Source organism: Streptomyces sp. RK9 (assembly GCF_045070545.1).
Lineage (GTDB): Bacteria > Actinomycetota > Actinomycetes > Streptomycetales > Streptomycetaceae > Streptomyces > Streptomyces alboflavus.
On record NZ_CP173704.1, the window covers coordinates 2044140 to 2069988 of the forward strand.

The window sequence follows — 25849 nt, forward strand, 5'->3', positions numbered from 1 at the left end:
AATGATCAGAGCGCCGTGGTGGACACGGCGTGGAACCACGGGGAAACACATGAGCATTCCGCGCGCGCAGCGCAAGAACCACCGGTCTCTCGGTCTGGCGGCCGTCGGCCTGGCCACCGCCCTCGCGGTGACCGCCTGCGGCTCGTCCGACGACGCGGACAAGGACGGGAAGTCCGGCGCGTCGAAGGCCGCCGACGAGGCGCCGAAGAACCTGAAGCTCGGGCAGCCGGGTCCGGTGCAGGAGATCACCAGCTACAAGAAGACCGGCAAGTTCTCCATCACGCCGACGAAGGTCGCTCTGGGCAAGCCCGAGGACCTCAAGGAGCTGGACGACCCGAAGAAGTACAAGGACAAGAAGATCGCCTGGGTCTATGTGAAGGCCAAGCACGTCGGCGGCCCCGACATCAAGGAGGCCAAGCCGATGAGCGACGTCGGCGCGGAGACCGACGCGGGCGCGCCCGCGACCCGGTTCATCGTCATCGGCGCCCTCGCGAGCACGCCGAAGGACTGCAACATCCTCAACGGCGCCAAGGAGCTGGGCAGCACCGACATCTGGAAGAAGGGCGAGCAGCGCACCGTGTGCGAGCCGTACCTGATTCCGGCGACCGCGAAGGTCAAGAGCGTGACGTACTCGCAGGGCTACTACAAGGAGCCCATCAAGTGGGCCGTGCGGTAGCTCACGGCTGAGCGGGGGCGCGCTGCGGTGTCGTGGCTCCGCGCAGGAGCAGCGGGGTCGCGAGCAGGAGCAGGCCCGCGGCGGCGACGGCCGCGCGCGGGCCCGCGACCGTGGCGAGCAGCCCCCACAGGGCGGTCAGCGCGGCGACCGTCGCCTTGCTGGTGACGGACCACGCCGACAGGGTGCGGGCGATCCGGTCGGGCGGGGTCCTTTCCAGGCGGTACGTGGCGTGGACCGGGTTGAAGACGCCCATGCAGGTGATCAGGCCGAACTCGACGGCCATGACGAGGGCGAGCCCGGTCGGCCCCGGGTGCACGAACGCCAGGCCGACGGACCAGCACGCGCGGAGCGTCCCCACGGTGCGCAGGACGGCCCGCTCGCCGTGGCGTCTGACGATGACGGGGGACAGGCGGGAGCCGACGAGCCCGCCGAGGCACGGCAGCGCGAAGGCCAGGCCGTAACTCCAGGGGGCGAAGCCGAGGGGCCCGAGCATGAGGACGGCGAGCGGCGGGGCCGCCGCCATGATCAGGCCGCTGACCAGGACGGTGTTGAGGAACAGGGACCGCAGGGCCGGGTCGGCGAGGATGAAGCGCCAGCCGTCGGCGAGGTCGCGGGCGCGCAGCCGGGGCGGCCCGCTCTCCGTGGCGGCGGGCGCTTTCGCGGTCGTACGCGATGACGCTGCCCCGTCCGTTCCGGTGGGCGGCGCCTCACTCCCGCCGATCGCCCGGATCCCCGCCGCCGAGAGCAGATAGCTGACCGCGTCCGCCGCCACGGTCACGACCGGCCCGAACGCCCCCACCGCCGCCCCGCCGAGCGGTGGCCCGAGCGCGGTCGCGGTCCAGGACGTGGACTCCAGGCGGCCGTTGGCGGCGAGCAGGCCCTCCGGCGGGACGAGCGCCTTCAGGCAGGCGCCGGCGGCGGAGCCGAAGGCGATGTCGGCGGCGGCCACGATCACCGCCACCACCAGGAGGTGGCCGAAGGTGAGGTGCCCGAGGGCATAGGCGGCGGGGACGGTGAGCAGGGCCGCGCACCGGACGAGGTCCGCCGCGATCATCACGGGCCGTTTGCGCCGGTGCTCCACCCACGGCCCGAGCGGCACCGCCACGGCCGCGCCCACCGCGAGCCCGGCGGCGGAGAGCAGCGCCACCCGTCCCGTTCCGGCGTGCAGGACGAGCACCGCGATGAGCGCGAACGCGTCGAAGGCGAAGCGGGTGCCGAAGGAGCTGATCGCGTACGCGGCCCACAGCCACCGGAACCCACGCCCCAGCGAGACCCGCTCGCGCACGACCCCGACCCCCATCCCGAGCCTCCTTCTCCGCCGTCCCGACGGCCGCCGCACACCACATCCGCCGCCACATCAGCCGCCGCGACCGCCTCCGCCGACCGGCATCAAAACGAGGCACCCCACCCCGGGGCAAACAACGGCCCACCCCCTCCGCACAACCTCTGGTTGTGTCCCTAGGCTGTCGCCGTGGATCTCAACGCCGTACGCACGTTCCTCGCCGCCGCCGAGTCCGGGCAGTTCCAGGAGGCCGCCGTCGATCTCGGGATCACGCAGCAGGCGGTGTCCAAGCGGGTGGCCGCGCTGGAGAAGGAGCTGGGGGTGCGGCTGTTCGAACGGACGCCCAAGGGCGCGCGGCTCACCATCGACGGGCAGGCGTTCCTGCCGCACGCCCGGGCGCTCGCGCTCGCGGCGGAGCGGGCGGCGGCGTCGGTGCGGCCGGGGAAGCGGGCGCTGCGCGTGGACGTGGTGGGGCGCAGGGTGGCGACGGCGGGCCTGGTGCGGGACTTCCACCGGGCGCACCCGGAGGTCGAGCTGGACATCGTGACGTTGTACGGCGTGGACGCGGCCGTGGCGGCGCTGGAGTCGGGGGAGATCGACGCGACGTTCCGGGCGGTGAGCATGCCGGGGCGGCGGCTTCCGGACGGCATCGAGGCGATGCCTGTACTCGACGAGCCGATGCACCTGTTCACGGGGCCCGCGCACGAGTTCGCCGCCGAGAGCGTGATCGCGCCGGAGCGGCTCGCGGGGCGGCGGATCTGGATGCCGGGCAACGCGGCGGGCACGGAGTGGGCGGCGTACTACGACGCGCTGGCGGCGACGTTCGGCTGTGTGATCGAGACGGTGGGCCGCCCGAACTTCGGCGTCGAGTACCTCCTGGACACGATCGCGGAGTCGACGACCCTCGCGACGTTCCTCAGCGAGCGGACGCCGCTGGTGTGGCCCGCCGGGCACGACCTGCGCCTGATCCCGCTGCGCGACCCGACGCCGGTCTACCCGCACTCGCTGCTCTGGTACGGCACGAATCCGCACCCCGGCCTCGCGGTGCTCCGCGACCACCTCGCCGCCGCAGGGCTCGCCCACGACGGCACGGACACGTGGCGGCCGGCGTGGGCGAGGTGAGGGGCGTGCCGGGGCGTCAGCCCAGGAAGCACGCCGAGACGTAGCCGACGACGCCGGTGCGCTTGTTCTGGACGAGCTGCCAGGCGACGGTGCTGCTGCCGTCCGGACAGTGGACGCGCGGGCCCGAGTCGGCCTGGTACCAGTAGGCGCAGTCGCCCTGGTTGGCCCAGCCGACGTGGCTGCCGCCGGGCTTGTTGCGCATGTGGATGCTCGTGCCCTTGAAGTCGCTGTGGGGTCCGCCGTGCTCGCAGGCGGCGCGGGCCTGGCCTGCGGCCGGGGCGGTGGGTGCAGCCGCAGCCGCATGCCCGGCGGTGAACGGGGCCATGAGCAGTGCGGCGCCCGCCACCGCCAGGGCGGCCGTCCTCTTGGTTCGCTTCATCATGAACGCAACGGTCCCGAACCGGCGCGGGCCCGACAAGAAGGCGCGACCCGCACCTGCCTGTCCGTGGGAGTGATTCACCGCAGCGCACGCCCCCCGCCCGTCCCGCCCGCGCCCCTAGGCGCGGGTGCTCCGGTAGTGCTCCGCGATCTCGTCCGAAGTCGTCACCCACACCCCCGGGTGGTTCACCACGTACTCCAGGGCCTGGTCGAGGTACTTGGCGCGGAAGGCCTGGCCGATGACGAAGGGGTGCAGGGCGAGGGCCATGACGCGGCCGCTGTCCGCCGCGTCCGCGTCGGCGTGGAGCTGGTCGAGCTGGTCCTTGACGATCTGGACGAAGTCGGGGCCGGTCGTGCTGTGGCCGACGAAGAGGTTGATGTCGTTGAGTTCGACGGAGTAGGGGACCCCGAACATGCCGGGGACGTTCAGGTCGAAGGGCTGGTCGTCGTTCGTCCAGTCCAGGACGTAGTCGAGGCCGAGTTCCTTGATGAGGTGCGGGGTGCGGAAGGTCTCCGTCAGGGCGGGCCCCATCCAGCCGCGCGGCCGGGTCCCCGTGGTCCGCTCGATCGTCTCCACGACGTCGGTCAGATACTTCCGCTCCTCGTCCTCCCCCATCTCCGCCTGGAAGATCGAGTTGTTCTTGCCGTGCGCGAGCCAGACCCAGTCGCGCTCGCGCCCCGCCCGGATGATCTGCGGATAGCGGTCGCCCACATCGGAGTTGAGCAGCACGCTGGCCCGCACCCGGTGCCGGTCGAGGGTCTCCAGGGTGCGCCAGAAGCCGACGCGCGGCCCGTAGTCACGCCAGCCGTAGTTCAGCGGGTCCGGGGTGAGGTGCGCGGTGCCGGGGAACGTCGACGTCGACGGCTTGTCGACCTCGTAGTGCTCGATGTTGAGCCCGACGTAGAAGGCGACCTTGGCGCCGCCCGGCCACTGGATCGGCTCGCGCTCGACGATGGGGCTGTAGTCGTAGAGCTGGTTGTCCATCACACTCACCTCGGGAACGCTCGCGGCGGACTGTGGTCTTCTGCCCGCTGTGTCTGGTGTCGTCGTGTGCGGGGGTGTCCCGCCCACGACAGACATCCTCAAACGTTCACACTGGTGTGAGGGTCAAACGGTCACCGCAAGTCTCCTTCCACGCCCGCGTGTACGCCCCTCACTGCACCTCTACGGTTCACTGCACCTCTACGGTGACCTTCCACTGCCGGATGACGGCGGGGCAGGCGTAGCCGGGGTCGGGGACGCAGCTGCCTCCCGCGGTGACCGTGGCGGTGCCGACGCCGTCCGCGCTCAGGACGGCGCGGGCGCCGCCGTCCGGCGTGGTGCTGCCCCCGGTCTTGCGGAGCACGTCGGGGGTGTCGGTGTCCGGGACGCTCCACGTCCACCTGACGTGGCCCTCGCGGACGGGGGCGAGCCTGACCTCGACGGTGTCCCCGGTGGCCACGGTCACGGTCCGGCCGTCGTCCGCGTTCGTGAGGACGGCCCGTCCGGCCGCCGCCCGCGCCTCGGCCTGCGCGGTGGCCGGTACGACGGCGACGGCGAACGCGGCGAGGGCGAGCCCTGCGGCCAGCGGAACGGAACGGTACGTCGATGACTTCATGGTTTCCCCAGGGTGTGCGTGGCGGTTCGGATCGGTGAGCGCAGGCGGGAGGGCCCGCGCCCAGAGATCAGAATCGGCCGCACCCGGGCCCCGCTTGCGGCTTTGGCCGACAAACGCCCTGATTGGGTGAGCTGGGGGTGTTACGTCATGGGGTGACCGCCGAGCGCCCCGCCCGCAGCGCCGCCCGCACGCCCGGTGCGCCCCGAGCCGCAGCGCCCGCCCCGGCCCAGTCGGCCCCGTCGCCTGCCCTGGCCCGCCCGGACCCGGATTCCGTCCGGCCCGCCTCGGCCCGGTCCCTGCGGCACTCCCCGCACCGGTCCTCCCCGGCGACGGGCCGGAACAGCGTCGGCCTCCCGTGCGGCCCCGCGCACTCCCGCAGCGCGGCGACCTGCGGCTGCGCCGGACGCGGCGGTGCGGGGTCCCTGAGCAGGGACCGGACCAGGCCGCCCGGCTTGTGGATCACCTGATGCCTGCCGGGGAGGCCCCGCCGGATCTCGTCCCGTACGTCTTCTGGCCGGTGGCCCAGCGCCAGCCACTGCCCCGCAAGTTCGGTGAGCTGGGCCAGCATGCCGCGCGGCACGCGCAGGCGCGGGTCCAGGTCGGGAAGGCCCCGCACGATCAGGTCGGCCTGCGGCAAGTCAGCGGCCGGCGGGGGAGGTTGGGGGGTGTTCTCCGGGGGTGTCGCGTCTGGATGACGACCGACGGCCCGGTCGGTCGGCTGGCCGACCGCCGGAAACCGGTCACTCGGAGCGGAGTCCCGTAAGGCGGCGGCCTGCTCCGCGTCCAGCGGTACGTTCGAGAGGAGCTGGTAGGTGGCCCAGCGCCCCCGCTCGCGCTGCTCGCGCCACTCGTGGAGGTAGCCCTCGGCCTTCAGTTGCGCCTTGGCCGTCTTGAACCCGGTCCGCCCGATGCGTGCGCTGCGCGCGGTGTCGGAGAGGGGTTCGTCCGCCCCTTCGGGGAGGGAGAGCTGCCAGGTCAGAAGCCGGACCGCGTCCGAGTCGAGCCGAGGATGACGAATGATCTCGTTCGGCGTCTGAGAGAAGAAACGCACGGGGGCGATAACATGGCGATGCATTTTCGGTGCTCCGATAGCAGGCACTGGAAGTGAAGGCCCTCGCCGCTGGTTGCAGCCAGCACGGGGGCCGTTTAGCTGTGGTTACGGTACATCAACTCACGTGTACGGAACGTCACTTCGCGGACGGCCTGTGCATCGGCCTCTGCTCAGCAATGAGTTGTCACTGCCGCCCCCTAAGCTCCGCGACATGCGTGAGTTCTTCGAGGCGGGTGGGCGGAAGCTGTCGTATCTGGACTTCGGTGGTCCGGGGAGGCCGCTACTGGCTCTGCATGGGCACTACAACGAAGCGTCGGCGTTCGGGGGGCTCGCGGAGGTGCTGGCGCCGCGGTGGCGGGTGGTCGCGCTCGATCAGCGCGGTCATGGGGAGTCCGACGGTGCCCCCGGCTACGAGCGGGACGACTACGTAGCCGATCTCGTCGCCTTCCACCGGCATCTGGGAGTCGGCCCCGTGCCGTTGCTGGGGCATTCCCTGGGTGGCGTGAACGCCTACCAGTTCGCCGCCCGGCATCCGGGCAAGGTCAGCTCGCTGATCGTGGAGGACATCGGCGCGGTCGTCGATTGCGACTGGTCGTTCACCACGCGCCTTCCTGCTCCCGCGCCGTCGCGCGAGGCGCTGGTCGAGGCTCTGGGGGCGGTGGCGCCCTACCTGGAGTGCTCCTTCCGGCAGGCGGGCCAGGGTTGGGGCTTCTCGTTCGGCGTCGATGACACCGTGCTGTCCCAGAAGGCGCTCAACGGTGATCACTGGGAGGACTGGACGGCGGTGTCGTGCCCCACCCTGCTGATCCGTGGCACACGCAGCGAGGAGTTGGCGGGCGAGCACGCCAGGGAGATGGTCACCCGCCGTGCCGGTCGGGCACGTCTGGTCGAGCTGGCCGCCGGTCACGTGGTCCATCACGACGCTCCGGAGCAGTTCGCCGCCGAGGCCGCCGCGTTTCTGGCCGGGCCCCGCTGAGGGTTCCTGGCGGCCGTCCGCCTCGCGATCCGCTTGCTTGAAGTGCGCTCCACGGTCATAGCGTCGAGGCAGCTGAACCGAACACCCGACGCGGCGGCGCGTCATCGCGCACGACCAACTGGCAAGGCGGCAAGTGGTGGACAACCAATTCGCAACGCATGCAGAACTCTTCGATCTGAGTGGAAAGCGCGCGCTCGTCACCGGTGGCACCCGAGGCATCGGAATGATGATCGCGCGTGGCCTGCTCCAGGCGGGCGCCCACGTGGTCATCAGCTCACGCAATGCGGAAGCGTGTGCTCAGGCGCAGGAACAGCTGTCCCGTTTCGGTGAGGTGCGGGCCATCCCCGCCGACCTGTCCCGCCACGACGAGTGCCGGCGCCTGTCCGACCTCGTCACCGCCGACTCGGAGCGCCTCGACATCCTCGTCAACAACGCGGGCGCCATGTGGGACGAGCCACTGGAGACGTTCCCCGACGCGGCCTGGGACACGGTCGTCGACCTCAACCTGAAGTCGCCGTTCTGGCTGGTCCAGGCGCTGCTCGCCGCACTTCGCAAGGCGGGCACGGCCGACGATCCCGCGCGGATCATCAACATCGGCAGCATCGCCGCCATCCACATCCCCCATCGGCCCAACTACTCGTACTCCAGCAGCAAGGCCGCACTGCATCAGCTCACCAGAGTGCTCGCCAGGGAACTGGGACCGCAGCACGTCACCGTGAACGCCGTGGCGCCGGGACCGTTCCCGTCGACGATGATGGCTGCGACCCTCGACGAGTTCGGCGAGGAGATCGCGGCGTCGGCCCCCCTGCGCCGGATCGGCCGCGACGACGACATGGCGGGTGTCGCCGTGTTCCTCGCCGGCCGGGCAGGCGCCTATCTGACAGGCGCCGTGATCCCCGTCGACGGCGGCATCGCCACCACCGCGTAGGCCGACAACGAGTGGTTGTGACCCGCACTTTCACAACAGACCCCGGCCGCCGGGCCAGGTGACGGCCTGCCCCTCGGGGGTGACGGTGATCTCGAAGTGTTCGAGCCCGGGCGCGCCGTCGGACCGCCAGCGCGCCACGTGCTCCTCCACCGCGTCCCACAGGCGCGTCGGTCCGCCCTGCCGGACGGTCCAGGCGGCACCGTCGAGGGACAGCGCCGCCCACGCGGCCGTACGGACGTCCAGGAGGACGTGTTCGGTGCGCCCGTCGCGGTCCAGGGTGATGCGCTGAGCGCCCCGGACAGCGAGCTGTGCGACGAACCGTGTGGTCCAGTCGTCCAGCGCGTCGGCCGCCCCCAGGCCGGTGGCCCTCTCGTCCCCGGCGTCCAGGTCCGGGAGCAGGCCGAGCTGCGGGGGGAGTTGGGGGCGGGCGAGCATGAACGAGATGTGTCCCCCGAGGAAGGGGCCGTGGGCGGTGCCGTCGTCGCGGACGGTGAGGCGGGCGAGGTCGGAGGAGTACAGCCATCCGCCCACGGTGGCGAGGATCGTCCCGCCGGGCCGGGTCTGCTCCACCCACGCGTAGGGCACGGTCGTCAGGCCGCAGGTGGCGATCACGCGGTCGTACGGGGCGCCGTCCCCATGACCGGCCAAGCCGTCGCCGACCACCAGGTCGGGGACGTATCCGGCCCGTCCGATGGCGGCCCGGGCCCGCGCGGCGACGCCCTCGTCGACCTCCACGGAGGTCACCAGGTCCTCACCGAGCCGGTGGCACAGCAGCGCCGTCGAGTAGCCGGTGCCGGTCCCGATCTCCAACACCCGGTGTCCGTCCGCGACATGGAGGTCTTCGAGCATCCGCACGACGAGGCCGGGCATCGTGCTCGACGACGTGGGTGCGCGCAGGATCTCCCCCCGGATGTCGGCGGGGACGACGGTCCCGGCGATCTGGGTCACCAGGGATTCGTCCTGGTAGCAGGCGGCAAGCCAACGAGGATCATCCGGCAGGAGCGACCGCCACGCGGTCGGCCCGGCCGCGTCGACGCGCTCGAAGAAGCCGCCGCGCAGGAACTCGTGCCGCGCCACGGCCTCGACCGCGTCCCGCCACGGCGCGGTGCGCAAGTGCCCGCCCTCGGCGAGCTGTTCGGCGAGGGCCAGCCGAAGGGCCTTGTCGGTGTCGGTCATGCCGTGGTGTTCCTCTCCAGTAGATCAGCCATGGCCGCGACCATCGGCAGACCGGTCTCCGGCTCCAGCCACGCCCACTGCCCGGAGGGGTTGCATTCCAGGAACCACCATTGCCCCGCGCGGTCGACGGCGAAGTCGAAACACCCGAAGACCAACCCGAAGCGGTTCAGGTAGCGGTACATCGCGGCGGTGACGCCGGCCGGTGGCTGGGCGGGGGCGTAGGTGAGTCGGCCGTAGTCGGTGCGCCAGTCGAGCAGGCCGGAGTCGATGCGTACGGTGAACACGTGGTCGCCGATGACGGTCACTCGCATGTCGGTGACCTGTCGACACGCTGCTGGAACAGGAGATGCCGTCGGCGTCGCGGTACAGCTTCGAGGCGGCGGCACACATCCTCGCCGAGCTGACGGCGGCGGAGGAGGTTCCTGCGGATCGAGGTGTCGGACACGCGCGGTGACCAGCTGCCGGTCGTACGGGAGCCGGATGCGGAGGACGAGTCGGGCCGGGGGTTGTTGACCGTGGCGGCGCTCGCGGACCGGTGGGGTGTGGAGGACCAGGGTCGCTGTGGAGTACACCCCACCGTCAACAGCTGACGAGGCTCACCGGGGCGGGACCGATCCAGCCGCAGCCAAGCTGACCGAACAGAACCTGCTCGCTGAGAGGGCGAGCGCAAACGGTGCGTTTGCCGGACTGACTGCTGAGTTGGCGTGCTGACCTTGGGCTATGACGCGTCTCACGGTCTGTGATTCGTTGCCGCAGGGGGCAGAACAGGCCATTCGCTGTTGCACCGGAGCACCCAACTCCCCTTCCACTTTCACAAGTAGGGCACACGCGACCACGAAGTAGTCACATCTCTGGCGAGCGGGCGAGCTTCCGGCCAATGAGCACCTCCCGGCCACTCAAGCGATAGGTGCTGTTCTGGCTAGATCACGCATGCCTACGGTTGCGTTCGCGTTCGCAGGTTCATACCAATGGCATATGTGAACTGAATGGGCGGCGCGAGGTCCAAGGGGGTCGCGAGTACTCATCGCACCACGCAGGACCTCGCGCGGTCATCGGACGTGTCTGCCAAGTGAGAGGGGCTCGCCCGGCGTCAGGTGTCGTCGGTTTGAGGAGTGCGCGCCTCCTCATCTGCGGTCTCGGCCGCTCTCCTTGGCGTTCGAATAGAGTCCAGCAATGGGGAGGATTCATGCGTAGGTACACAGGCAAGGCCCGCAGTGGTGTTCTCGCAGCGGTAGTTGCGGCATCTCTGGTGGGGGGCGCCCAGGCTGTATCCGCTGAAGAGCTGCCGACCGACAGCACCACTCCGTCCGCGCCCGTCGTGGACGAGAACGACACGGCCCCGGCAACGCCTGCCGAGGAGGCGGCGTCGCTTCCGGTGGACGACCCGTCGGCGGCCCCGATCGAGGCGGCCAACTTCAACAGCCACATCGGTGGGGCCAAGGCAGGCTTCCAGTCGCGCAGATGGAAGGACGAGTCGTACTCGCAGGTGCTGTTCACCGGCTGCTGGGCCGGTACGGGCAGCCCGGGAGGCCGCCACTATTCAACGCTCGTCGATCTGCGGCACGACATCTCGGGGCAGCCGGACAGGTCCTGGGGGCTGAAGAAGTACACGAACTGCTTCAAGGGCGACAACAAGACGAGCAATGGCCAGTGGAGCAACCTGTCCAACGGCAATCACTTCTTCCAGATCAAGGAGATCGGCGGGTTCGACGACAGCCCGTACATCCAGCTGGACGTGAGAAAGGTGTACGTGGACACCTCCAAGGCCGACTGATCGCCGTCCACTGAGCACGCGTCATCGCCACGCCACCCCTCGTGTGGGGGTGGCGTGGCCCGTTCACCTTCCGGAGCTGGATTCGTGAGACCTCTCGCCCGATGGCGTACCAGCGGTGCCCTGTGGCTGGCACCCGTGTGCTTGGCCATCGTCCTTCTGTACTTCAAGAACATGCATGAGGACCCCGGTTACACCGACCTGCTGGACGGCCCGCGATGGGCGCCCTCCGTCGTGGCCCGGGCGCTGGACGCCTACTACTGGTTCGCTTACGCCGTCGCTGCCGCGCTGGGAGCCTGGGAGGCAGGGCGGCTCAAGAAGGACCAGGTGTGGCTACTGGCCCCGGCCAGGTCGCGGTACCGCGTCGCAGCCGAAGCCCTGTTGCCTGGCGTGCTGGTCGGTTGGGTGATGCTTCTGCTGCCCGTCGTCATGGCTCTGGTGGAGGCAGAGACGTGGCCCACGCTGAACGCGCTCCCCCTTCTGGGCATGGGTCTGTTCCTGGTCTGTGCGCACAACACGATCGGCTTTGCTGTGGGCCAGTGGGTGCACCGGGCGATCTCCGCCCCGCTGCTGGGCGCGGCGGTGCTCTATCTCGTCGGCTGGTCGGCGTCCGACGGTGGGCGATTGTGGCCGCGACACATCTCCGGTCAGTACACCGAAGGGCTTCTGTTCGGCGAACTCGTCCCTCTCACCAGCTTGTGGCCGCACCTGCTGTTCGCCGGCTCCCTCGCCGCTCTCGGCGCCCTGGCATGGGTCCCGTTGGCGGCCAGAAGAGCTCGCGTCGCGCTGCGCGGCACGGCGTGCGGTGCGGCCCTGGCCGTCATGGCGGCATGTATCGCCCACGTCCACTCCTGGGGAGCCGTCAGCCCGCTCTCGGCGAACAACGCACCGCTGGACTGTACGGGCAGCCATCCGCGGGTCTGCGTACCGAAGGCTGTCCAAGCCGACGTAGTGGGCCTTCGGCGGGACGTCACGGGCACCGTCAAAGCACTGCAGGACGCCGGGGTCGCGGCAACCATGCCGGACACGGTCAACGACACTCTGGCGGCCGGCCGATCCAGCCAGGGCTCCACAGACCGCGAGTGGTGGCTGCCCATGTCAAAGGCGGCTCACCCCGAGACGGTACGCCTCAGTGTCGTGCTGAAATCCATCCGGTTTCCCTGTTCGCGCGTCGATCAGGTCAACTCGCGTTCGGCCACGTTGTGGGCGGCCACGGTGGCTGACGCGGACAAGCGCTACCTGGCCTGGCAGCGGCAGGAGCTGCAGCAGTTCCAGAATCCGGACGATGTGATGGCTGTGATAAAGCGCCGTGTCTCCAAGGCGCGCACTCTGACTCCGGAAGGGCAAGCCGCTTGGTACAAGCGGGAATTGGTCAAGTCGTGCAAGAACGCGGGTAAGGACACCCGCCCGTGATCTGGTGGTTCAAAGCCCGGCGAGTCTGGACCGTACTGGTGCCGTGCCTGGCGGTTTTCGCCGCCGTTGTCGCCGGGTTCAACGGTGTCGCGGTGGAGTTCCCCTCGCTGCTGGTCGGAGGCTCCAACGACTTCCTGGTCATGCTGCTCGCCCCGGTGCCGGTCACGTCAGGCCTGCTCCTGAGTCTCACCTCTCGCCTGGAGGAAGGTGAGGCGGCCGCGTGGCGGCCAGTTTTCCGCTACGACACTCTTCTTGTCCTGGCTACCGGCGCCTTCGCCACCGTGGTGGGCTGTGCGGCCGGTCAGGCCTCCGGCAGCGACGACGCCTGGTCGACCGGTCGCAACACCTTGTTCCTGACCGGCCTGATGCTCCTGGTCCATACCGTCGCTCCCCAGGGCGCGGTGGCGGTCCCGGTCGGCTGGATCTTCATGGTCGTCCTCATCGGGTTCGACCGCTTCCACCATCCCTATCCCTGGACGGTTCTGCCTCAGCCATCGACGGATCCATGGGCCTTCACCGCCGCACTCGTCACCTTCGCCGCTGGGCTGGCCGCGCATGCCCGCCACCGGCCCCGTACGTAAGGGAACTCTCCGCCATGCCGATCCAGCTTCAAGAGTGCACCTTCGCCTACGGGCGCAAGAAGCCGACGGTCCTCAGTCAGCTGACCTACACCGTCCCGGACGGCTTCACCGTCCTCCTGGGCCCCAACGGCGCCGGGAAATCGACTCTGCTCAAACTGGCCGCCGGAGTCACCCGTCCCACAGCGGGCCGCGTGAGCCTGGGACGTCTTGCCTCACACACCCGTGAGTACCGGCAGCGCGTCGCGTGGATGCCGCAGGCCATCACCGCCATGACCGGCCTCACCGCCCGTGAGCAAGTCGCCTACTCCGGCTGGCTCAAGGGCATGAACCGCACCGACGCCTGGACCGCCGCCCACACAGCCCTCACCCGCGTCGAACTCGCCGACCGCGAGGATGTGAAGACCAAGCAGCTCTCCGGCGGCCAGCTCCGCCGCGTCGGCGTCGCCTCCGCCCTCGTCCACGACGCCACCGTGCTCCTGCTGGACGAGCCCACCGCCGGAATGGACCCCACCCAACGCCGGGTCTTCCGCGATCTGATCCTCACCCTGGCCACCGCGGACGTCCGGGTGCTGATGTCCACGCACGACGTCGGCGACCTCGCCGAAGAGGCCACACACGTCACGGTGCTCACCGATGGGCGCATCATGTTCACCGGCAGCACCAGTGACTTCCTCGCCCACGCGCCGAATGACACCTCACAGGGACGCAGGGCCGAGACCGCCTACACCAACGTCGCCGCCCAGCCTTCCACGGTGACACAACACACCCTCGGCACTGATTGAGGCCTCGTGCGCAGCGGCTCCGGTGCCGGGCCTGACAGCGTGCACACCGGAAACTCGTGCGCCATCACCTCGGTCCTCCCCCCCCGGCCCGGGCGGGGCGGGCGCGCGTCTCATCTGCCGCCGCAACCGGGCGACCTAGCCGATGGAGAAGGTGGCACCTGGGGCGGCGTAGTCGACGGGACCGTCGAACCGCGCCGAGGCACGCGCCACCGCTTGCTGCGGCGTGAGAGCGCGGCCGACGTGTGTGACGATCAGTCGGCCCGCCCCGGCCGAGCCGGCTGTGTCGCCGGTGTCCTCGGGTGTGTGGTGCACCTGTTCGCCCTCGACTGGTGCCTCTTCGCTCTCGGCTTCGCACAGCAGTACGTCGCATCCCTCGGCCAGCTCCGTGAGACTCGGGCACGGTGCCGTGTCCCCGGAGTACACCAGCGACTTGCCTGCCGTCTCGATGCGCACGGCGAAGGCCGGAATGCCGTGCGACACCGCCCGGCTGGTCAGTCGGAGCGAGCCAACGGCCGCCTGATGCCCGTCGTGCAACTCGGTGACTGCGAAAGCGGCTTCGATCGGGCTGCGAGCCGAAGTGTTGGTGAGAAAGCCGGCCAGCCGGTCGGCGATTCCAGGCGGACCGTAGAGAGGGATCGGCGCTGCGAGGCGGACGTCCGCGTACAGGGCGCCGTAGTACGCGGTGAGCAGGTCCGCGCTGTGATCGGCGTGCAGATGCGAGATCCAGATCGCACCGAGCTCATCCAGCCGCACATGACGCTGGAGCGGGCCGAGCGTCCCACTGCCCGCATCCACCCAGATGCGGGTGCCGCCGCTCGACACCAGATAGCCGGAGCACGGATTGTCCACGCTCGGATGAGGCGTCGCGCTGCCCAGAACCGTCAGGTGAAGAAGCTCGGGTCTCACTTCGCGGCGCCGTGTATGAACTCCGCCCAGGCGGCGGGCGTGAGGGTGAGGCGGGGGCCGTCGGGGTTCTTGGAGTCTCGGATGAGGATGGTGGTGGGGGTGGCGGCAACCTCGACGCACTCCGGCCCGTCGGCGGTGCTGTGGCTGCTCTTGCGCCAGGCCACTTCGACGCAGGCCGGACCGTCATCCGTGCTGTAGCTGCTCTTGAACCACTCCAGCGTCATGTCTTTCCCCGCACTTTCTCGATGAAGTCCAGTGACTCCCGGGGGCCGAGAGCCTGTGCCCGGATCATGCCATGGCGCATTTCGAGGATTTGGAGCTCGCGCGGGTCCGAGATGACTCGGCTGATGAGCTGGACTTCAAGGTGTCCGAACGTGGTCCCGCTCTTGAGTTTGAACAGGGTGAGCGGCCCGCCGAGCCCGGCGTTCTCCTCGCGGTCCAACGGTAGGACCTGAATGGTCACGTTCCGCAACTGCCCTACCTCCAACAGGTGTTCGAGCTGTCCGCGCATCACCATTGTTCCCCCGTTGGACCGTCGCAACGTCGACTCGCACTGCACAAAGCTGAAAACAGGCAGCCCCGATGTGCTGTCCACGATCTTCTGCCGGGACATGCGGCCAGCCACACGCCGCTCCACTTCCTCCTCCGGGAAGGGCGGTTGCCGATTCCGGACCTCGGCCTGTGCGTACTCCTCCGTCTGCAACAGCCCATGGATCACCGAGTTGTTGTACGTGCACAGCTCCAGAGCCTGGGCCTCAAGCTTCGCCAGGTCCCGCACCTTCTTCGGGTATCGGACCTTCTCCGCGTCGGGCTTCATCGCCTTGATGTGACCGCCCGCGTTCAGGACCTCGTCCGCCCGGTCCAGGAACTCCGGCCTGGGAATCCGCGCCCCCCGCTCCACCTTGTGGATCAGGTTCTCCCCGTACCCCATCAACTCCCCGAACTGCACCACCCGCAGCCCGGCAGCCTCCCGCCAGAACTTGATCTGGCGCCCGATGATCTCAGCGACCACGCTCGACTCGTCGTCGGAGTCGACCTCCCAACCGACCTCGTCCATGCCCTCGTTGTCGTCCAAGGCCACCTCCCGGTGGGGTCACGGGTACGTTCGGTACGGGTGGGGACACCCTCGTACAGCCACCGGACGTACAGGAATCGTCACTGTTCAGGCTAGGTGTCGGCCGCCACGCTGAGTCACGTGAACTCAGAAATCACCCGAACCGTGCGTTCCGCCGCACGGCCAGTGCACCGCTTCCGCGCTCAGCTGCCCGCCACGTGGCGCGGCGCCCGCAGGGCAAGGCTGCTCGGGACAGAGCAACTGCAAGCATGGGGACTCCCGTTCGAGGCGGCGGCGCACATCCTCGCGGAGCTGGCGACGAACGCGGCGGTGTACGGGCGCGTGCCCGCGCGGGACTTCAGGATCGAGCTGACGGCGACGGAGTGCGGCGTGCTGCGGATCGAGGTGTCGGACACGCGCGGTGACCGGTTGCCGGTCGTACGGGAGCCGGACGCGGAGGACGAGTCGGGCCGAGGGTTGTTGATCGTGGCGGCGCTGGCGGACCGGTGGGGTGTGGAGCTGGGACCGGAGCCGCTGAAGACGGTGTGGGCGGAGCTGGACGTCTGAGATCGGCCGCCACCGGTTGTCGGGGCCGCCTGTCGTGGAGATCACCCGGTCCGGCGCGGACATCTCGCGGTCGGGGTCAGGGGTTGGCGCGCTCAAGACCGTAGGAACCGGTGGCGGCGACTCCTTCGGAACCCATGGTGATCATCCACAGGTGCTTCTCCTCCACCCCCGGCATGTACGTCTGGGCAGGCAGGGAGGCGGGACAGGCGGAGTCGGCGGAGTCGGCGGAGTCGTCCGAGGACGGCCCCGGCTCCAGGTTCGTGGTGAAGAGGATGTCCTTCTTCTCGCCCGATATCGAGAACACGCCGCCTTGGTAGTAGCACGAGGTGGCCTTCCCGGGCTTGCCGGCCTTGACGTAGACCGAGACCTTGCTGGTGAGGCGCACGTTTCCCGGATCGATGGTGACCGTCTGGAGCTGGAGCTGCCGGTCTCGCGAGAAGCCGCCGTCGTCTCTTCTGAGTTTCCAGTGGCCCGTGAACTTTGTCGGCACCTGCTGCTGGACGGCGCTCTTCGGCTTCTTGAACAGCGTGACCGCCTGGTCGCCGAACTCCCACTTGAGGGTGGTCGGCTCGCTGCTCTCCGCGACGAGGCTGCCGACCCGCTGCCCCGCGCACGCGTTCTTCTCCGATGCGGGTGCGCCGGTCCGGAGCTTCGGTGTGCCGAGTACCAGCCGGTCGTAGAACTCCTTCTTCACCTTGACAGGGGCGGACTCCACGACGCAGAACCGCTCGGAGTCGACGGTCTCCACATAGATCTTGTCGTCGCCGGGCTGGATCTCGACGCGTACGACGCGAGCGCTCTTCATCGAGCCGTTCTTGGCGAGCTGACCCTCCCATGTCCCCGTGAACTTGCCCGGGACGGTGGCCATGGTGAGACCGCCTGAATTCCCCTTTCCGGCTTTTCCGCCACCGCCGCTGTTGTCGCCCTCCCACGGGGCAAGCGCGACCAGCCCGCCGACGGTGGCGATCGCCACGGCGGCTGCCCCTGCCACGACGGCCGTACGGCGGCGCCGTGCAGGGGCTGCTGAGGGAAGCGGGGCCGCGGGGGGCCGCGCGGGCATGGTCGGGAAGGGGGGCGACGGCAACCCGGGGGTGCGAACCGTGGCCGGGTGGTCTTGCGATGAGGAGGAGGCCGAAGCCGGCTCCGGGTCGTAGTCCAGCAGTTCGGCGGTACGGCGGGCCAGTTGAGCGAGCATCTCACCGGGCAGCCAGGGCTCGGTCGACCCGTCCTCGGTGCGCTCGGCGATCTGGCCGGGTGTGGGGCGCTGCTGCGGGTCCTTGGCCAGACAGTCCCGCACCAGATCCACCAGTGAGGACGGCACTCCGCTCAGGTCCGGCTCGTCCTCCGCCACACTGAACAGCTGGGCGGCGACCCCGCCGTTCCCACCCGCGCCGAACGGCTGACGCCCCGTGGCCGCGTACACGAGGACAGAGCCGAGACAGAACACATCGCTGGCCGGGGTGAGTTCGCGTCCGCGGGCCTGCTCGGGGGACATGAACCCGGGTGAGCCGATGACCAGTCCGGTGCGGGTCAACGCCGATTCCGCAGCCATCGTGTCCAGGCCGTCCAGGGCCCGCGCGATCCCGAAGTCGATGACACGCGGCCCGTCGACCGTGATCAGGATGTTCGACGGTTTGAGATCACGGTGGATCAATCCGCCGCCGTGCACCGCCTGGAGCGCGAGGGCGAGGCGGTTGGCGAGGAAGCGTACGGAACGCTCGGGGAGCGGGGCGAAGTCCTGGGCGACGGCGGTATGCAGATCCGGGCCCGGGATGTACTGAGTGGCCACCCAAGGCACGGCCGCTTCGACGTCGGCGTCGAGAACCGCGGCGGTCCACGGCCCGGCCACACGCCGCGCGGCATCCACTTCGCGCGCGAACCGCCTCCGGAAGTCGGGGACTTGGGCGATCTCGCTCTGCACGACCTTGAGCGCGACCGTGCGCCCGCCCTCCGAACGCCCCATGTACACACGGCCCATGCCGCCCTCGCCGAGCAGACCCAGGAGCCGGTACGCCCCTATGCGTGCTGGATCGCCATGGCCAAGTGCCTTCATGCTGTCCCCCGCCGTCCACCGCACCTGATCGAAGGTCAAAGTACCCCACGCGCGTGTGGCGGGGCGGTGGTCCGTTGCCGCTCGAGAGGAGCAGCGGGCCGGGGTGAGGGCGGCGGCGCCGGAGCCCTCCTTGCCCGGCCCAGTGGGCCCGACGGTGCGATGAGTGAAGGAGTCACCGACGATCGCGCCACGTGAACGCGCAGGTCACGGAGGGCTGATGCCGTACTCGTCGTCGGTTCCGTAGCGGGCGGCGACGGCTGCGGCACGCTCGCGCAGGGAGGCCCGCAACCACGCCGGAGCCAGCGCCTCCGCGCCCGTGCCGAGCTGCCACAGGGCCCACTCGGCGTGCCGCGCGTCCTGGAAGGTCACTTCGAGCCGCAGCCACCCGTCCGCGTCGGCCTCCTCGGAGTGGACGGCGAGCGCCGTGCCGACCAGCGTCTCCCGGAGCCCCGGGGCCAGCCCTACGAGGACGGTGACCTGGTCGTCGCCACCCGTGCGGAAGCGTGTGCCGCGCTCCTGCCAGGCGCGCTCCAGGTCCACGCGGTCGGCCCGCTCGGCGGGCTCGGACAGCTCCTCGGCGGCGCGGATCCGGGACAGCCGGTAGGTGCGGTCCTCGCCGGACCTCGTGGCCAGGAGATAGCCCTGGTCGCGGACGGTGACCAGGCCGATCGGGTCCACGGTGCGCAGGCGGGGCGGCTGGTCCGTGGCCGCGTAACGGATGCGCAGCTTGTGCCCGGAGAGCACCGCGCGGCGGATCGGGGCCAGGACGGCGTCGGGGATCTCGTCGGCGGTCACGCGGCGCGAGAGGAGGTCGGTCTCCGGGTCGACGAGCAGGCGCTCGGCCACGTCGGCGGCCGTGTCGCGCTGGCTCTCGGGCAGCGCGTCGACGACCTTGAGCATGGCGGCGGCCAGCGCCGAGCCGAGGCCGAAGACCTGCGCGCCGCGCCGCGAACCGGCGACGAGGAGGGCGAGCGCCTCGTCGTGGTTCAGCCCGGTCAGCTCCGTCTGGAACCCGGGAAGGAGCGCGAAGCCGCCGTGCCGGCCGCGCTCGGCGTAGACGGGGACGCCCGCCGCCGACAGCGCCTCGATGTCCCGCAGGACGGTGCGCGTCGACACCTCCAGCTCGCGGGCCAGCGTCGCGGCGGACAGGCGGCCGCGCTGGCGCAGCAGCAGCACCAGGGAAACCAGCCGGTCGGCGCGCATGCGGGGACCCTAACGGATCACGTGTCCGATCACGCGTCGGAATACGTGACCAAGGGTGTCGTCATTAGGTTGGCAGGCTCATCAGCACGACTTCGGACAACGAACGAGTCGTACGCATCGAACGAGTCGTACGCGTCGAATGGAGCTGATGAGGCGATGGAGCGAACCGCGATCAACCCGGTCACGTGGTCGGTGGACATGGGATTCAACCAAGGGGAGGTCGTCACCGGAGAGACCCGCACCCTCTACATATCCGGGCAGACGGCGATGAGCGACGACGGCAAGCCGCAGCACGACGGCGACATGGCGGCCCAACTGGCGCTCAGCCTCGACAACTTGGAGGCCGTGCTCGCCGAGGCGGAGATGTCTCTCGCGAACCTGGTCCGGCTCAACGTCCACACCACCGACGTCGACCTGCTCTTCCAGCACTACGGCGTCCTCGCGGCACGCCTCGGCGCGGCCCGCGTCGCCCCGACCACCACGATGCTCGGCGTGACGCGACTGGCGATCCCCACGCTGCTCGTCGAGCTGGAGGGGACCGCCGTCGCGTGACGCTCAGACGGCGACTGTGGCCAGACTGCCGGGCTCGTACGCGCCACCCCGGTTGTCGAGGATCACGCCGAGCCGGTTGGTCGCGTTGATCATCGCGATCAGGGAGACCAGCGCGACGGCCTGGTCGTCGTCGTAGTGCTCGCGCACCTGGGCCCAGGTGGCGTCGGAGACGCCTCCGTGGCCGTCGATGATGCGCGTGCCCTCCTCGGTGAGGGCCAGGGCGGCCCGCTCGGCCTCGGTGAACACGCTGGCGTGGCGCCACGCGGCGACCAGGTGCAGCCGGGCCTGGGCCTCACCGGCGGCCGCCGCATCCTTGCTGTGGATGTCGACGCAGAATCCGCAGCCGTTGATCTGGCTGGCCCGCAGCTGCACCAGCTCCTGGGTCGGCTTGGGCAGCGGCGACTCCTGGATCACCTGGCTGACGGCGTAGATCCGCTTGCCGATCTTGGCGCCGATCTCGTGGGCGAACAGGTTCATACGGGGTTCCGTGGTCGTACGGGGTTCCATGGCAACGTCCTCGCTCGTGGAATCGGGTGCCGCGCGGATCGTCGTCCGCACGGCGTCCTGACGCTCATCCAGCGTCCTGACGCCCATAAGGCGCCGGTCGCCGTGGAGCTGTGACAGGCCGGTGGTGTGACGAGGGCCACGGGGGTGTCCCTGTCACAAGCCGGGTTTCCCTGTCACAAGAACGTGGGGAGCGGCGTCTTGTGCGCGACACGGTCGAACGACGCGACAGGCGGGAGCCACGATGGGCGAGCACAGCGAGCAGGTCACCGGCACGACGGGGCGGGGCCCTCGCTCCGGGCACAGGCCTCGCCCCGGGGAGACGGACGCCGCCACCGAGGCGTTCGTCTCCCACCGGAACCTGCTGTTCACCGTCGCCTACGAAATGCTCGGCTCCGCCGCCGACGCCGAGGACGTCCTCCAGGAGACCTGGCTGCGCTGGGCGGACGTCGACCACACCACGGTGCGGGACGCGCGCGCCTTCCTGGTCCGCGTCACCACACGCCAGGCGCTGACCCGGCTGCGCACGCTGCGCCGCCGCAAGGAGTCCTACGTCGGACCCTGGCTGCCCGAACCCCTCCTCACCGCGCCCGACGTCGCCGAGGACGTCGAACTGGCCGACAGCGTCTCCATGGCGATGCTGCTCGTCCTGGAGACGCTCTCCCCGACCGAACGGGCCGTGTTCGTCCTGCGCGACGTCTTCGACCTCGGGTACGACGAGATCGCGCGGGCCGTCGACAAGAACCCCGCCGCCGTCCGGCAGATCGCCCACCGCGCACGCGCCCACGTCGCGGCCCGCCGACCCCGCGAGGCCGTCTCCCCGGCCCAGACCCGCAACGCGCTCGCGGCTTTCCAGCAGGCCGTCGAAACGGGTGACCTGCGGCGCCTGCTCGACATGATCGCCCCGGACGTCGTGCTCCTGACCGACGGCGGCGGCGTCGTACGAGCCGCCCTTGAGCCCGTCGTGGGAGCCGAAGCGGTCGCCGACGTCCTGAGCAGGCTCACGTCCGCGACCTTCCGGCCTGCCCAGGTCAACGGCCAACCGGCCCTCATCCTGCGCACGGGCGACGAGCCCGAGACCGTCCTCGCGGTCCGCGTCGAGGACGGTCTCATCACCGGGCTCTACGCCGTCCGCAACCCGGAGAAGCTGTCGCGCATGGACCGGGAGACGGCGGTGGGCCGTTGAGCGGTGACGGGGGCGGCCCGGCGGTGGTCAGGCGGGGGCAGCGGTCAGGCCCGGCAGTCGCCAGGCCCGGGGCCTCTCAAACCCGGCGGCCGTGGAAGATGCCCCAGCGCAGGCGGTCGGCGCGGGTGGCGTCGACCCACAGGGGGAGGTTGGCGAGCAGGCCGTCGACGTACGCGGGGCTGATGGCGGCACGCAGGTCGGCCTCGCGGGCCCGGGTGTCGGCGGTCAGGCGGACGTAGTGCCGGGCGATGTGGGGCGTGTGGTCGGCGAACTCGACGGGGTCCAGGCCCAGTTCGGCGAGGGTGTCCAGGTAGAACGCGGGCGTGGCGAGGGCGTCCACGCCGAGGCGCGAGACCACCGGGTGCAGGGTCTCGGCGGGGGTGCCCTCGGCGGCCATGATGTCGGTGAACGCGAGGGCGCCGCCGGGCTTGAGCACGCGCGCGGCTTCGCCGAGGACGCGGGAGCGGTCGCCGCTGTGGCAGAACGCCTCCAGGGAGCACACGGCGTCGAAGTGCCCGTCCCCGTACGGCACTTCGTGGAACGACCCCGTCACCACCTCGATCAGACCGTCCAGGCCCCGCTTCGCGTTGGCCGCGCGATGGCGGTCGTTCTGAGCCTCGCTGAGATTGAGCGCGACGACGTCGCACCCGAAGCGGTCGGCCAGGTAGCGGGCGGTGCCGCCGTAGCCGGAGCCCAGGTCGAGGACCTTCCGGCCGGGGGAGAGGCGGTCCGCGAGCCGGTCGGCCAGCCGCTCGACGGTCCGGCGCGAGGCGTCGGCGACGGGCTCCGTGTCGTGGTCGTAGATGCCGGTGTGGATGTCCTCGCCGCCCCAGACGATGTCGTAGAAGCGGTCCACGTCGGTGGATTCGTAATAGGTGCGGGTGGCGGTCTCGTTGTCGGCCAGGGTGGTGTCGTCGCTGTGGTTCTCGGGCATGCGCGCTCTCTCCTCGGATCTCGCCGGGCCGCTGCGGTGGCGGCTGCTGCTGCAAGCGTGGGCGCTCCTGCTGGAGTTGATCAAGAGTGCCCAGGTCCTGCCCGACGGATCGGGTGGCCTGTCCCGGGTTCAAGCCTGCTCGACGGGATTCACGAGAAGATCGCGTGCACCTGATCGACCGCTTCGGGTCCGTAGCCGACCGTGCCCACGGGGACTGCGCCGTTGATCGCCTCGATCACACGCCCGGCCCATACCGGCCCGAATCCCCCGCACAGTTCAATCAGCTGCACGCCCTCGTCCACCAGGCGGCGCGCGGCCTCGATGCCCTCCTCGGGCTTCTCCACCCCGACGAACACACTGCGGCACGCACCCGTGTCCACGACGCTGACATCGCCACCCGCCGCGCTGCCGTCCGCCGTGTAGATGAACCCCCAGTGTGTGAGCGCCATGCGTATCGACCTCCTGTGATCGTCAGAGCCACCAGCCAAGCAGAGCCGGGGCGGGAACGGCCCGGAACGGAGCCAAGCCGTGAGTGATCTACGCCGCACTCCGGATGCCCGCACCGTCCGGGCACCGCAACGCGGCCCGCCTGCGCATGGGCCGCCGGACCCGCTCTAGTCGGCCACGGGGGTGGGCGGCTCGGTGGTGGTGAGGAGGTGGTGGCAGCGGCGGGCGCGGTCGGCGAGGTCGCCGCCCACGGCGAAGAGTTCGGTGAGGTAGAGGAGGAGGTTGGTGCGGGTGGGCTGGTCCGGGTCGGTGGCGAGGAAGGCCTCGGTCACGGGGGTCAGCTCGGTGACGGGTTCGAGGACCAGTGCCCGGAAGATGTCGCGGAACTTGATCGCGGTCGGCTCCGGCGCCTCCGGGGCGAGCAGGTCCACCCACTGGTGGCGGCAGGATTCGAGGCCTGACTCGACCGTGTCCAACATGGCCAGTTCGAAGGGGAGGTAGACGCCGCCGACCTTGCTCTCGGCATCGGCGCGGCCGGCGGCCCTGGACAGATCCTCCCGCGCCTTCGGCAGGTTCCCGGCCTGCCGGTGGGCGACGCCGCGCACGGCGAGGGACTGGGCGTGGTCGGCGTTGGCCGCGAGCGCGGCCGTGAGGTCGCGGATGGCCTCGTCGTACTGACAAGTCTGCCGGTGGGCGCTGCCTCGGAAGTAGAGGGCGCCGGAATAAGGGGGGTCGAACTCGAGGGAGGCGGTGTAGTCGCGGATGGCGTCCTCGTACCGACCGGCGGCGCGATGGGCCGCACCGCGCAGGGCCCAGGCGAAGGGCCTGGCGGCCCCGTGGTCGATGACCGCGCTGAAGTCCTCGACGGCTTCGTCGTAGCGGCGGAGCCTGCGCCTGACCTCGGCGCGGAGCAGCCGGCCGAGAATGCTGTGCGGGTCGAGCGCGAGGGCGCGATCGAGGTCGGGGAGCGCCTCCTCGTCGCGCTCGGCGACCATGAGGATCCAGCCCCGGTAGCCGTGCGCCAGGCTTCGGGTCCGGGCACTCAGGGGCTTGTGGGCCAGCACGGCGGTGAGGAAGTCCGGCACGGGTTCCTGCCCGGAGAGCGCGGCGTGGAGCGTGTCGGACCAGGTCAGCAGGTCGGGGTCGGCCGTGTCCCGGGCCGCCTGCCGGAAGGCGTCGGCCCACTGCCGCAGCACCGCCAGTTCTTCGTCGGCGAAGTGCACGGCCACCGACAGCGCGACCGTCAGTGTGGCCGAGGGCTTGGCACACAGCTCGTGGTACATCTGGTCGAGGACATGCCGGAGCCATCGGGCGTCGTCCCACCTGTTCGCGTCCGGCAGGCTCTCCTCGATGGCCCCGCGCCAAGCGGCGTGCGCCGCGGCCAGCCCCATATGAGCCTGGACCCACCGCTGCGGCGAATGCACCCGCTGCTGCCGCACCATGCTCGCCCGCACCACCGCGTGGAACTGCTTGAAGTCCCCGTGCCCGCTCACGAACGGCTGCCCGCACAGCCAGCCCCACAGCCCCCGCGCCTCCTGCGGCACCGCCGCCGTGAACACGTCCTCGTTCAGGCGGGGCGCGAGGGCGCAGGCCAGGACGGCGTCCCGTTCGGCCGGGTCGTGGATCCACTGGACGAAGCGCTCGACGGCGGCGTCCACGACGTCCGCGTCCGCGCTCACGTCGGCCGCGCTCTGCGGCCGGGCCAGGGCGAGGAGTTCGACGAGGAGCGGCAGGCCGAGGGACAGGTGCAGGACGGCGTCCACGACGTCCGGCTCGGTCACGCCGCGTGCGGCCAGGAGCGCCCGGGTCTCCGTCTCCGTGAAGACCTCAAGGGGTACGTCCGTCACGTGGGAGCGCAGCGGCGCCCACGGGCGTTCGGCCAGCTCGTCCCGTCCGGCGAGGACCACGATCACGTTCGTCGGCAGCGGCCCGAACGCGTCCTGGAGCAGGTCGAGCAGCCACCCGTCCAGGAAACGCCCCGTCTGCTCCCAGGTGTCGAAGAACAGCACCACCCACGGGTACTTGCCGGACAGCCGGTCCAACTCGCCGACGAACGCCCGCGCGAGCCCGCTCGCGTCCGCCCCGCGGCCCCGGCGCCCCCGGTCCCGTACCCCCGCACGCAGCCTGTCCAGAGCCTGGGCCGTCGCGCCCGAGTCCGCCATCGCCGCCGCCGCACCGACCCCGGGGATCAGGGCCGCAGCCCCGAGCGCGGCCTGCGTGACCACACGGCTCGACGTGGACGCGTCGGCGGCGGCCCCCACGGTCCCCTCGGCGAGCAGCAGCGACTCCGCGGCCGCCGCCTCCTGCTCCTTGCGGTACTGCTCCGCAGCCTTGTCGAACTCCTTGAGCGGGCCCGCCTGTTCGGCGAGGTGCCGGGCCAGTTCCGCCAGTGCCTGCGGCACCCCGTGCACGTCGTTCTCGTCCACCACGGCGGTGACCGCGCCCGCCCGCCGGGCCGCCTCCTGCCACTGCCGGAGCAGCGTCGACTTGCCCACGCCCCCGACGCCGCGCACATGGAACAGGAAGTCCGCCGGGTCTCCCGCCGACGCCGGGTCCTTCGTCAGGTTCTCCGTGAACAGCGACACCTGCGCCCGCCGCCCCACGAACCGCGCCCGCGTGCGCTCCCGGATCAGCTCGCCCCGCGACCGCCCCCGCCGCCCCGCCCCGGCCATGCGCCCACCTCCACCAGCGCCATGCTGCCATCCGGGG

The 25849-nt window shown here is 70.6% G+C and carries 26 protein-coding genes and 1 pseudogene; 11 read left to right on the forward strand and 16 right to left on the reverse strand.

The window, feature by feature from the left end:
* Positions 1–49 precede the first annotated feature (49 nt).
* A complete protein-coding gene (locus AB6L24_RS29440; RefSeq protein ID WP_405660201.1) occupies positions 50–676 on the forward strand; it encodes a hypothetical protein in 627 nt (208 codons plus the stop codon).
* 1 nt (position 677) lies between these two features.
* Here AB6L24_RS29440 and AB6L24_RS29445 read toward each other — a convergent pair whose 3' ends face one another.
* Positions 678–1976, reverse strand: coding sequence for an MFS transporter (locus AB6L24_RS29445; RefSeq protein ID WP_405660203.1), 1299 nt, complete (start codon positions 1974–1976; stop codon positions 678–680).
* A gap of 171 nt (positions 1977–2147) precedes the next feature.
* On the opposite strand from AB6L24_RS29445, the gene AB6L24_RS29450 reads away from it, so the two are divergent.
* Entirely contained in the window at positions 2148–3080 is a 933-nt protein-coding gene (locus AB6L24_RS29450) for a LysR family transcriptional regulator (RefSeq protein ID WP_405660205.1), read from the forward strand.
* 16 nt (positions 3081–3096) lie between these two features.
* Here the strand turns inward: AB6L24_RS29450 and AB6L24_RS29455 are convergent, their stop codons facing one another.
* From AB6L24_RS29455 to AB6L24_RS29470, 4 genes are all read right to left on the reverse strand, one after another.
* Positions 3097–3462 carry a hypothetical protein gene (locus AB6L24_RS29455; RefSeq protein WP_405660207.1) on the reverse strand — a complete coding sequence of 122 codons (366 nt, stop codon included), beginning with the start codon at positions 3460–3462 and terminating at the stop codon, positions 3097–3099.
* 114 nt (positions 3463–3576) lie between these two features.
* Entirely contained in the window at positions 3577–4443 is an 867-nt protein-coding gene (locus tag AB6L24_RS29460) for a polysaccharide deacetylase family protein (protein ID WP_405660210.1), read from the reverse strand.
* Between the two features lie 187 nt (positions 4444–4630).
* Positions 4631–5056 carry a hypothetical protein gene (locus AB6L24_RS29465; RefSeq protein ID WP_405660211.1) on the reverse strand — a complete coding sequence of 142 codons (426 nt, stop codon included), beginning with the start codon at positions 5054–5056 and terminating at the stop codon, positions 4631–4633.
* A 145-nt stretch (positions 5057–5201) separates the two neighbouring features.
* Positions 5202–6107 (reverse strand): hypothetical protein, encoded by a 906-nt coding sequence (locus AB6L24_RS29470; protein WP_405660214.1) that lies wholly within the window; start codon positions 6105–6107, stop codon positions 5202–5204.
* Positions 6108–6318: 211 nt separating this feature from the next.
* On the opposite strand from AB6L24_RS29470, the gene AB6L24_RS29475 reads away from it, so the two are divergent.
* Positions 6319–7083, forward strand: a complete 765-nt coding sequence (locus tag AB6L24_RS29475) for an alpha/beta fold hydrolase (protein WP_405660216.1) — start codon at positions 6319–6321, stop codon at positions 7081–7083.
* A gap of 133 nt (positions 7084–7216) precedes the next feature.
* Positions 7217–8011 carry an SDR family oxidoreductase gene (locus AB6L24_RS29480; RefSeq protein ID WP_405660218.1) on the forward strand — a complete coding sequence of 265 codons (795 nt, stop codon included), beginning with the start codon at positions 7217–7219 and terminating at the stop codon, positions 8009–8011.
* A gap of 30 nt (positions 8012–8041) precedes the next feature.
* Here AB6L24_RS29480 and tgmC read toward each other — a convergent pair whose 3' ends face one another.
* Positions 8042–9187, reverse strand: coding sequence for an ATP-grasp peptide maturase system methyltransferase (gene tgmC, locus AB6L24_RS29485; protein WP_405660220.1), 1146 nt, complete (start codon positions 9185–9187; stop codon positions 8042–8044).
* A pseudogene (locus AB6L24_RS29490) lies at positions 9184–9530 on the reverse strand (ATP-grasp ribosomal peptide maturase); the annotation flags it as partial. The gene tgmC and the pseudogene AB6L24_RS29490, both read right to left, overlap by 4 nt.
* Before the next feature lie 975 nt (positions 9531–10505).
* Between AB6L24_RS29490 and AB6L24_RS29495 the strand changes: the two are divergent.
* The 4 genes from AB6L24_RS29495 to AB6L24_RS29510 all read left to right on the forward strand — a co-directional run bounded on the left by AB6L24_RS29495 (position 10506) and on the right by AB6L24_RS29510 (position 13734).
* Positions 10506–10961, forward strand: a complete 456-nt coding sequence (locus AB6L24_RS29495; RefSeq protein WP_405660222.1) for a hypothetical protein — start codon at positions 10506–10508, stop codon at positions 10959–10961.
* Positions 10962–11102: 141 nt separating this feature from the next.
* Positions 11103–12371, forward strand: a complete 1269-nt coding sequence (locus AB6L24_RS29500; protein WP_405660225.1) for a hypothetical protein — start codon at positions 11103–11105, stop codon at positions 12369–12371.
* A complete protein-coding gene (locus AB6L24_RS29505; RefSeq protein WP_405660227.1) occupies positions 12368–12952 on the forward strand; it encodes a hypothetical protein in 585 nt (194 codons plus the stop codon). Before AB6L24_RS29500 ends, AB6L24_RS29505 begins: the two co-directional genes overlap by 4 nt.
* A 14-nt stretch (positions 12953–12966) precedes the next feature.
* A complete protein-coding gene (locus AB6L24_RS29510; protein ID WP_405660230.1) occupies positions 12967–13734 on the forward strand; it encodes an ABC transporter ATP-binding protein in 768 nt (255 codons plus the stop codon).
* A gap of 135 nt (positions 13735–13869) precedes the next feature.
* Here AB6L24_RS29510 and AB6L24_RS29515 read toward each other — a convergent pair whose 3' ends face one another.
* From AB6L24_RS29515 to AB6L24_RS29525, 3 genes are read right to left on the reverse strand one after another with little or no spacing between them, the layout of a single operon-like run.
* On the reverse strand, positions 13870–14640 hold the full coding sequence (locus AB6L24_RS29515) for an MBL fold metallo-hydrolase (protein ID WP_405660233.1): 771 nt from the start codon (positions 14638–14640) through the stop codon (positions 13870–13872).
* On the reverse strand, positions 14637–14864 hold the full coding sequence (locus AB6L24_RS29520; protein WP_405660236.1) for a DUF397 domain-containing protein: 228 nt from the start codon (positions 14862–14864) through the stop codon (positions 14637–14639). The genes AB6L24_RS29515 and AB6L24_RS29520 overlap by 4 nt, the downstream gene beginning before the upstream one ends.
* On the reverse strand, positions 14861–15697 hold the full coding sequence (locus tag AB6L24_RS29525; RefSeq protein ID WP_405663409.1) for a helix-turn-helix domain-containing protein: 837 nt from the start codon (positions 15695–15697) through the stop codon (positions 14861–14863). The genes AB6L24_RS29520 and AB6L24_RS29525 overlap by 4 nt, the downstream gene beginning before the upstream one ends.
* A gap of 138 nt (positions 15698–15835) precedes the next feature.
* Here AB6L24_RS29525 and AB6L24_RS29530 point away from each other — a divergent pair, with 138 nt between their 5' ends.
* Positions 15836–16261 (forward strand): ATP-binding protein, encoded by a 426-nt coding sequence (locus tag AB6L24_RS29530; RefSeq protein WP_405660239.1) that lies wholly within the window; start codon positions 15836–15838, stop codon positions 16259–16261.
* Positions 16262–16337: 76 nt separating this feature from the next.
* On the opposite strand, the gene AB6L24_RS29535 is transcribed toward AB6L24_RS29530, so the two are convergent.
* Entirely contained in the window at positions 16338–18314 is a 1977-nt protein-coding gene (locus AB6L24_RS29535; RefSeq protein ID WP_405660242.1) for a serine/threonine-protein kinase, read from the reverse strand.
* A 204-nt stretch (positions 18315–18518) separates the two neighbouring features.
* Entirely contained in the window at positions 18519–19517 is a 999-nt protein-coding gene (locus AB6L24_RS29540) for a helix-turn-helix transcriptional regulator (protein WP_405660245.1), read from the reverse strand.
* Positions 19518–19673: 156 nt separating this feature from the next.
* Between AB6L24_RS29540 and AB6L24_RS29545 the strand changes: the two genes are divergently transcribed.
* Positions 19674–20069: a RidA family protein gene (locus tag AB6L24_RS29545; RefSeq protein ID WP_405660248.1), complete on the forward strand. Its 396-nt coding sequence runs from the start codon at positions 19674–19676 to the stop codon at positions 20067–20069.
* A gap of 3 nt (positions 20070–20072) precedes the next feature.
* Here AB6L24_RS29545 and AB6L24_RS29550 read toward each other — a convergent pair whose 3' ends face one another.
* The gene (locus AB6L24_RS29550; protein ID WP_405660250.1) at positions 20073–20576 is read right to left on the reverse strand and encodes a carboxymuconolactone decarboxylase family protein; all 504 of its coding nucleotides are present in this window, start codon (positions 20574–20576) and stop codon (positions 20073–20075) included.
* 241 nt (positions 20577–20817) lie between these two features.
* On the opposite strand from AB6L24_RS29550, the gene AB6L24_RS29555 reads away from it, so the two are divergent.
* Positions 20818–21759, forward strand: a complete 942-nt coding sequence (locus tag AB6L24_RS29555) for an RNA polymerase sigma-70 factor (protein WP_405660252.1) — start codon at positions 20818–20820, stop codon at positions 21757–21759.
* Between the two features lie 76 nt (positions 21760–21835).
* Here AB6L24_RS29555 and AB6L24_RS29560 read toward each other — a convergent pair whose 3' ends face one another.
* The 3 genes from AB6L24_RS29560 to AB6L24_RS29570 all read right to left on the reverse strand — a co-directional run bounded on the left by AB6L24_RS29560 (position 21836) and on the right by AB6L24_RS29570 (position 25812).
* The gene (locus AB6L24_RS29560; protein WP_405660254.1) at positions 21836–22693 is read right to left on the reverse strand and encodes an SAM-dependent methyltransferase; all 858 of its coding nucleotides are present in this window, start codon (positions 22691–22693) and stop codon (positions 21836–21838) included.
* Positions 22694–22842: 149 nt separating this feature from the next.
* A complete protein-coding gene (locus AB6L24_RS29565; protein ID WP_405660256.1) occupies positions 22843–23142 on the reverse strand; it encodes a DUF6506 family protein in 300 nt (99 codons plus the stop codon).
* Positions 23143–23307: 165 nt separating this feature from the next.
* On the reverse strand, positions 23308–25812 hold the full coding sequence (locus AB6L24_RS29570; RefSeq protein ID WP_405660258.1) for a tetratricopeptide repeat protein: 2505 nt from the start codon (positions 25810–25812) through the stop codon (positions 23308–23310).
* Positions 25813–25849: the final 37 nt, after the last annotated feature.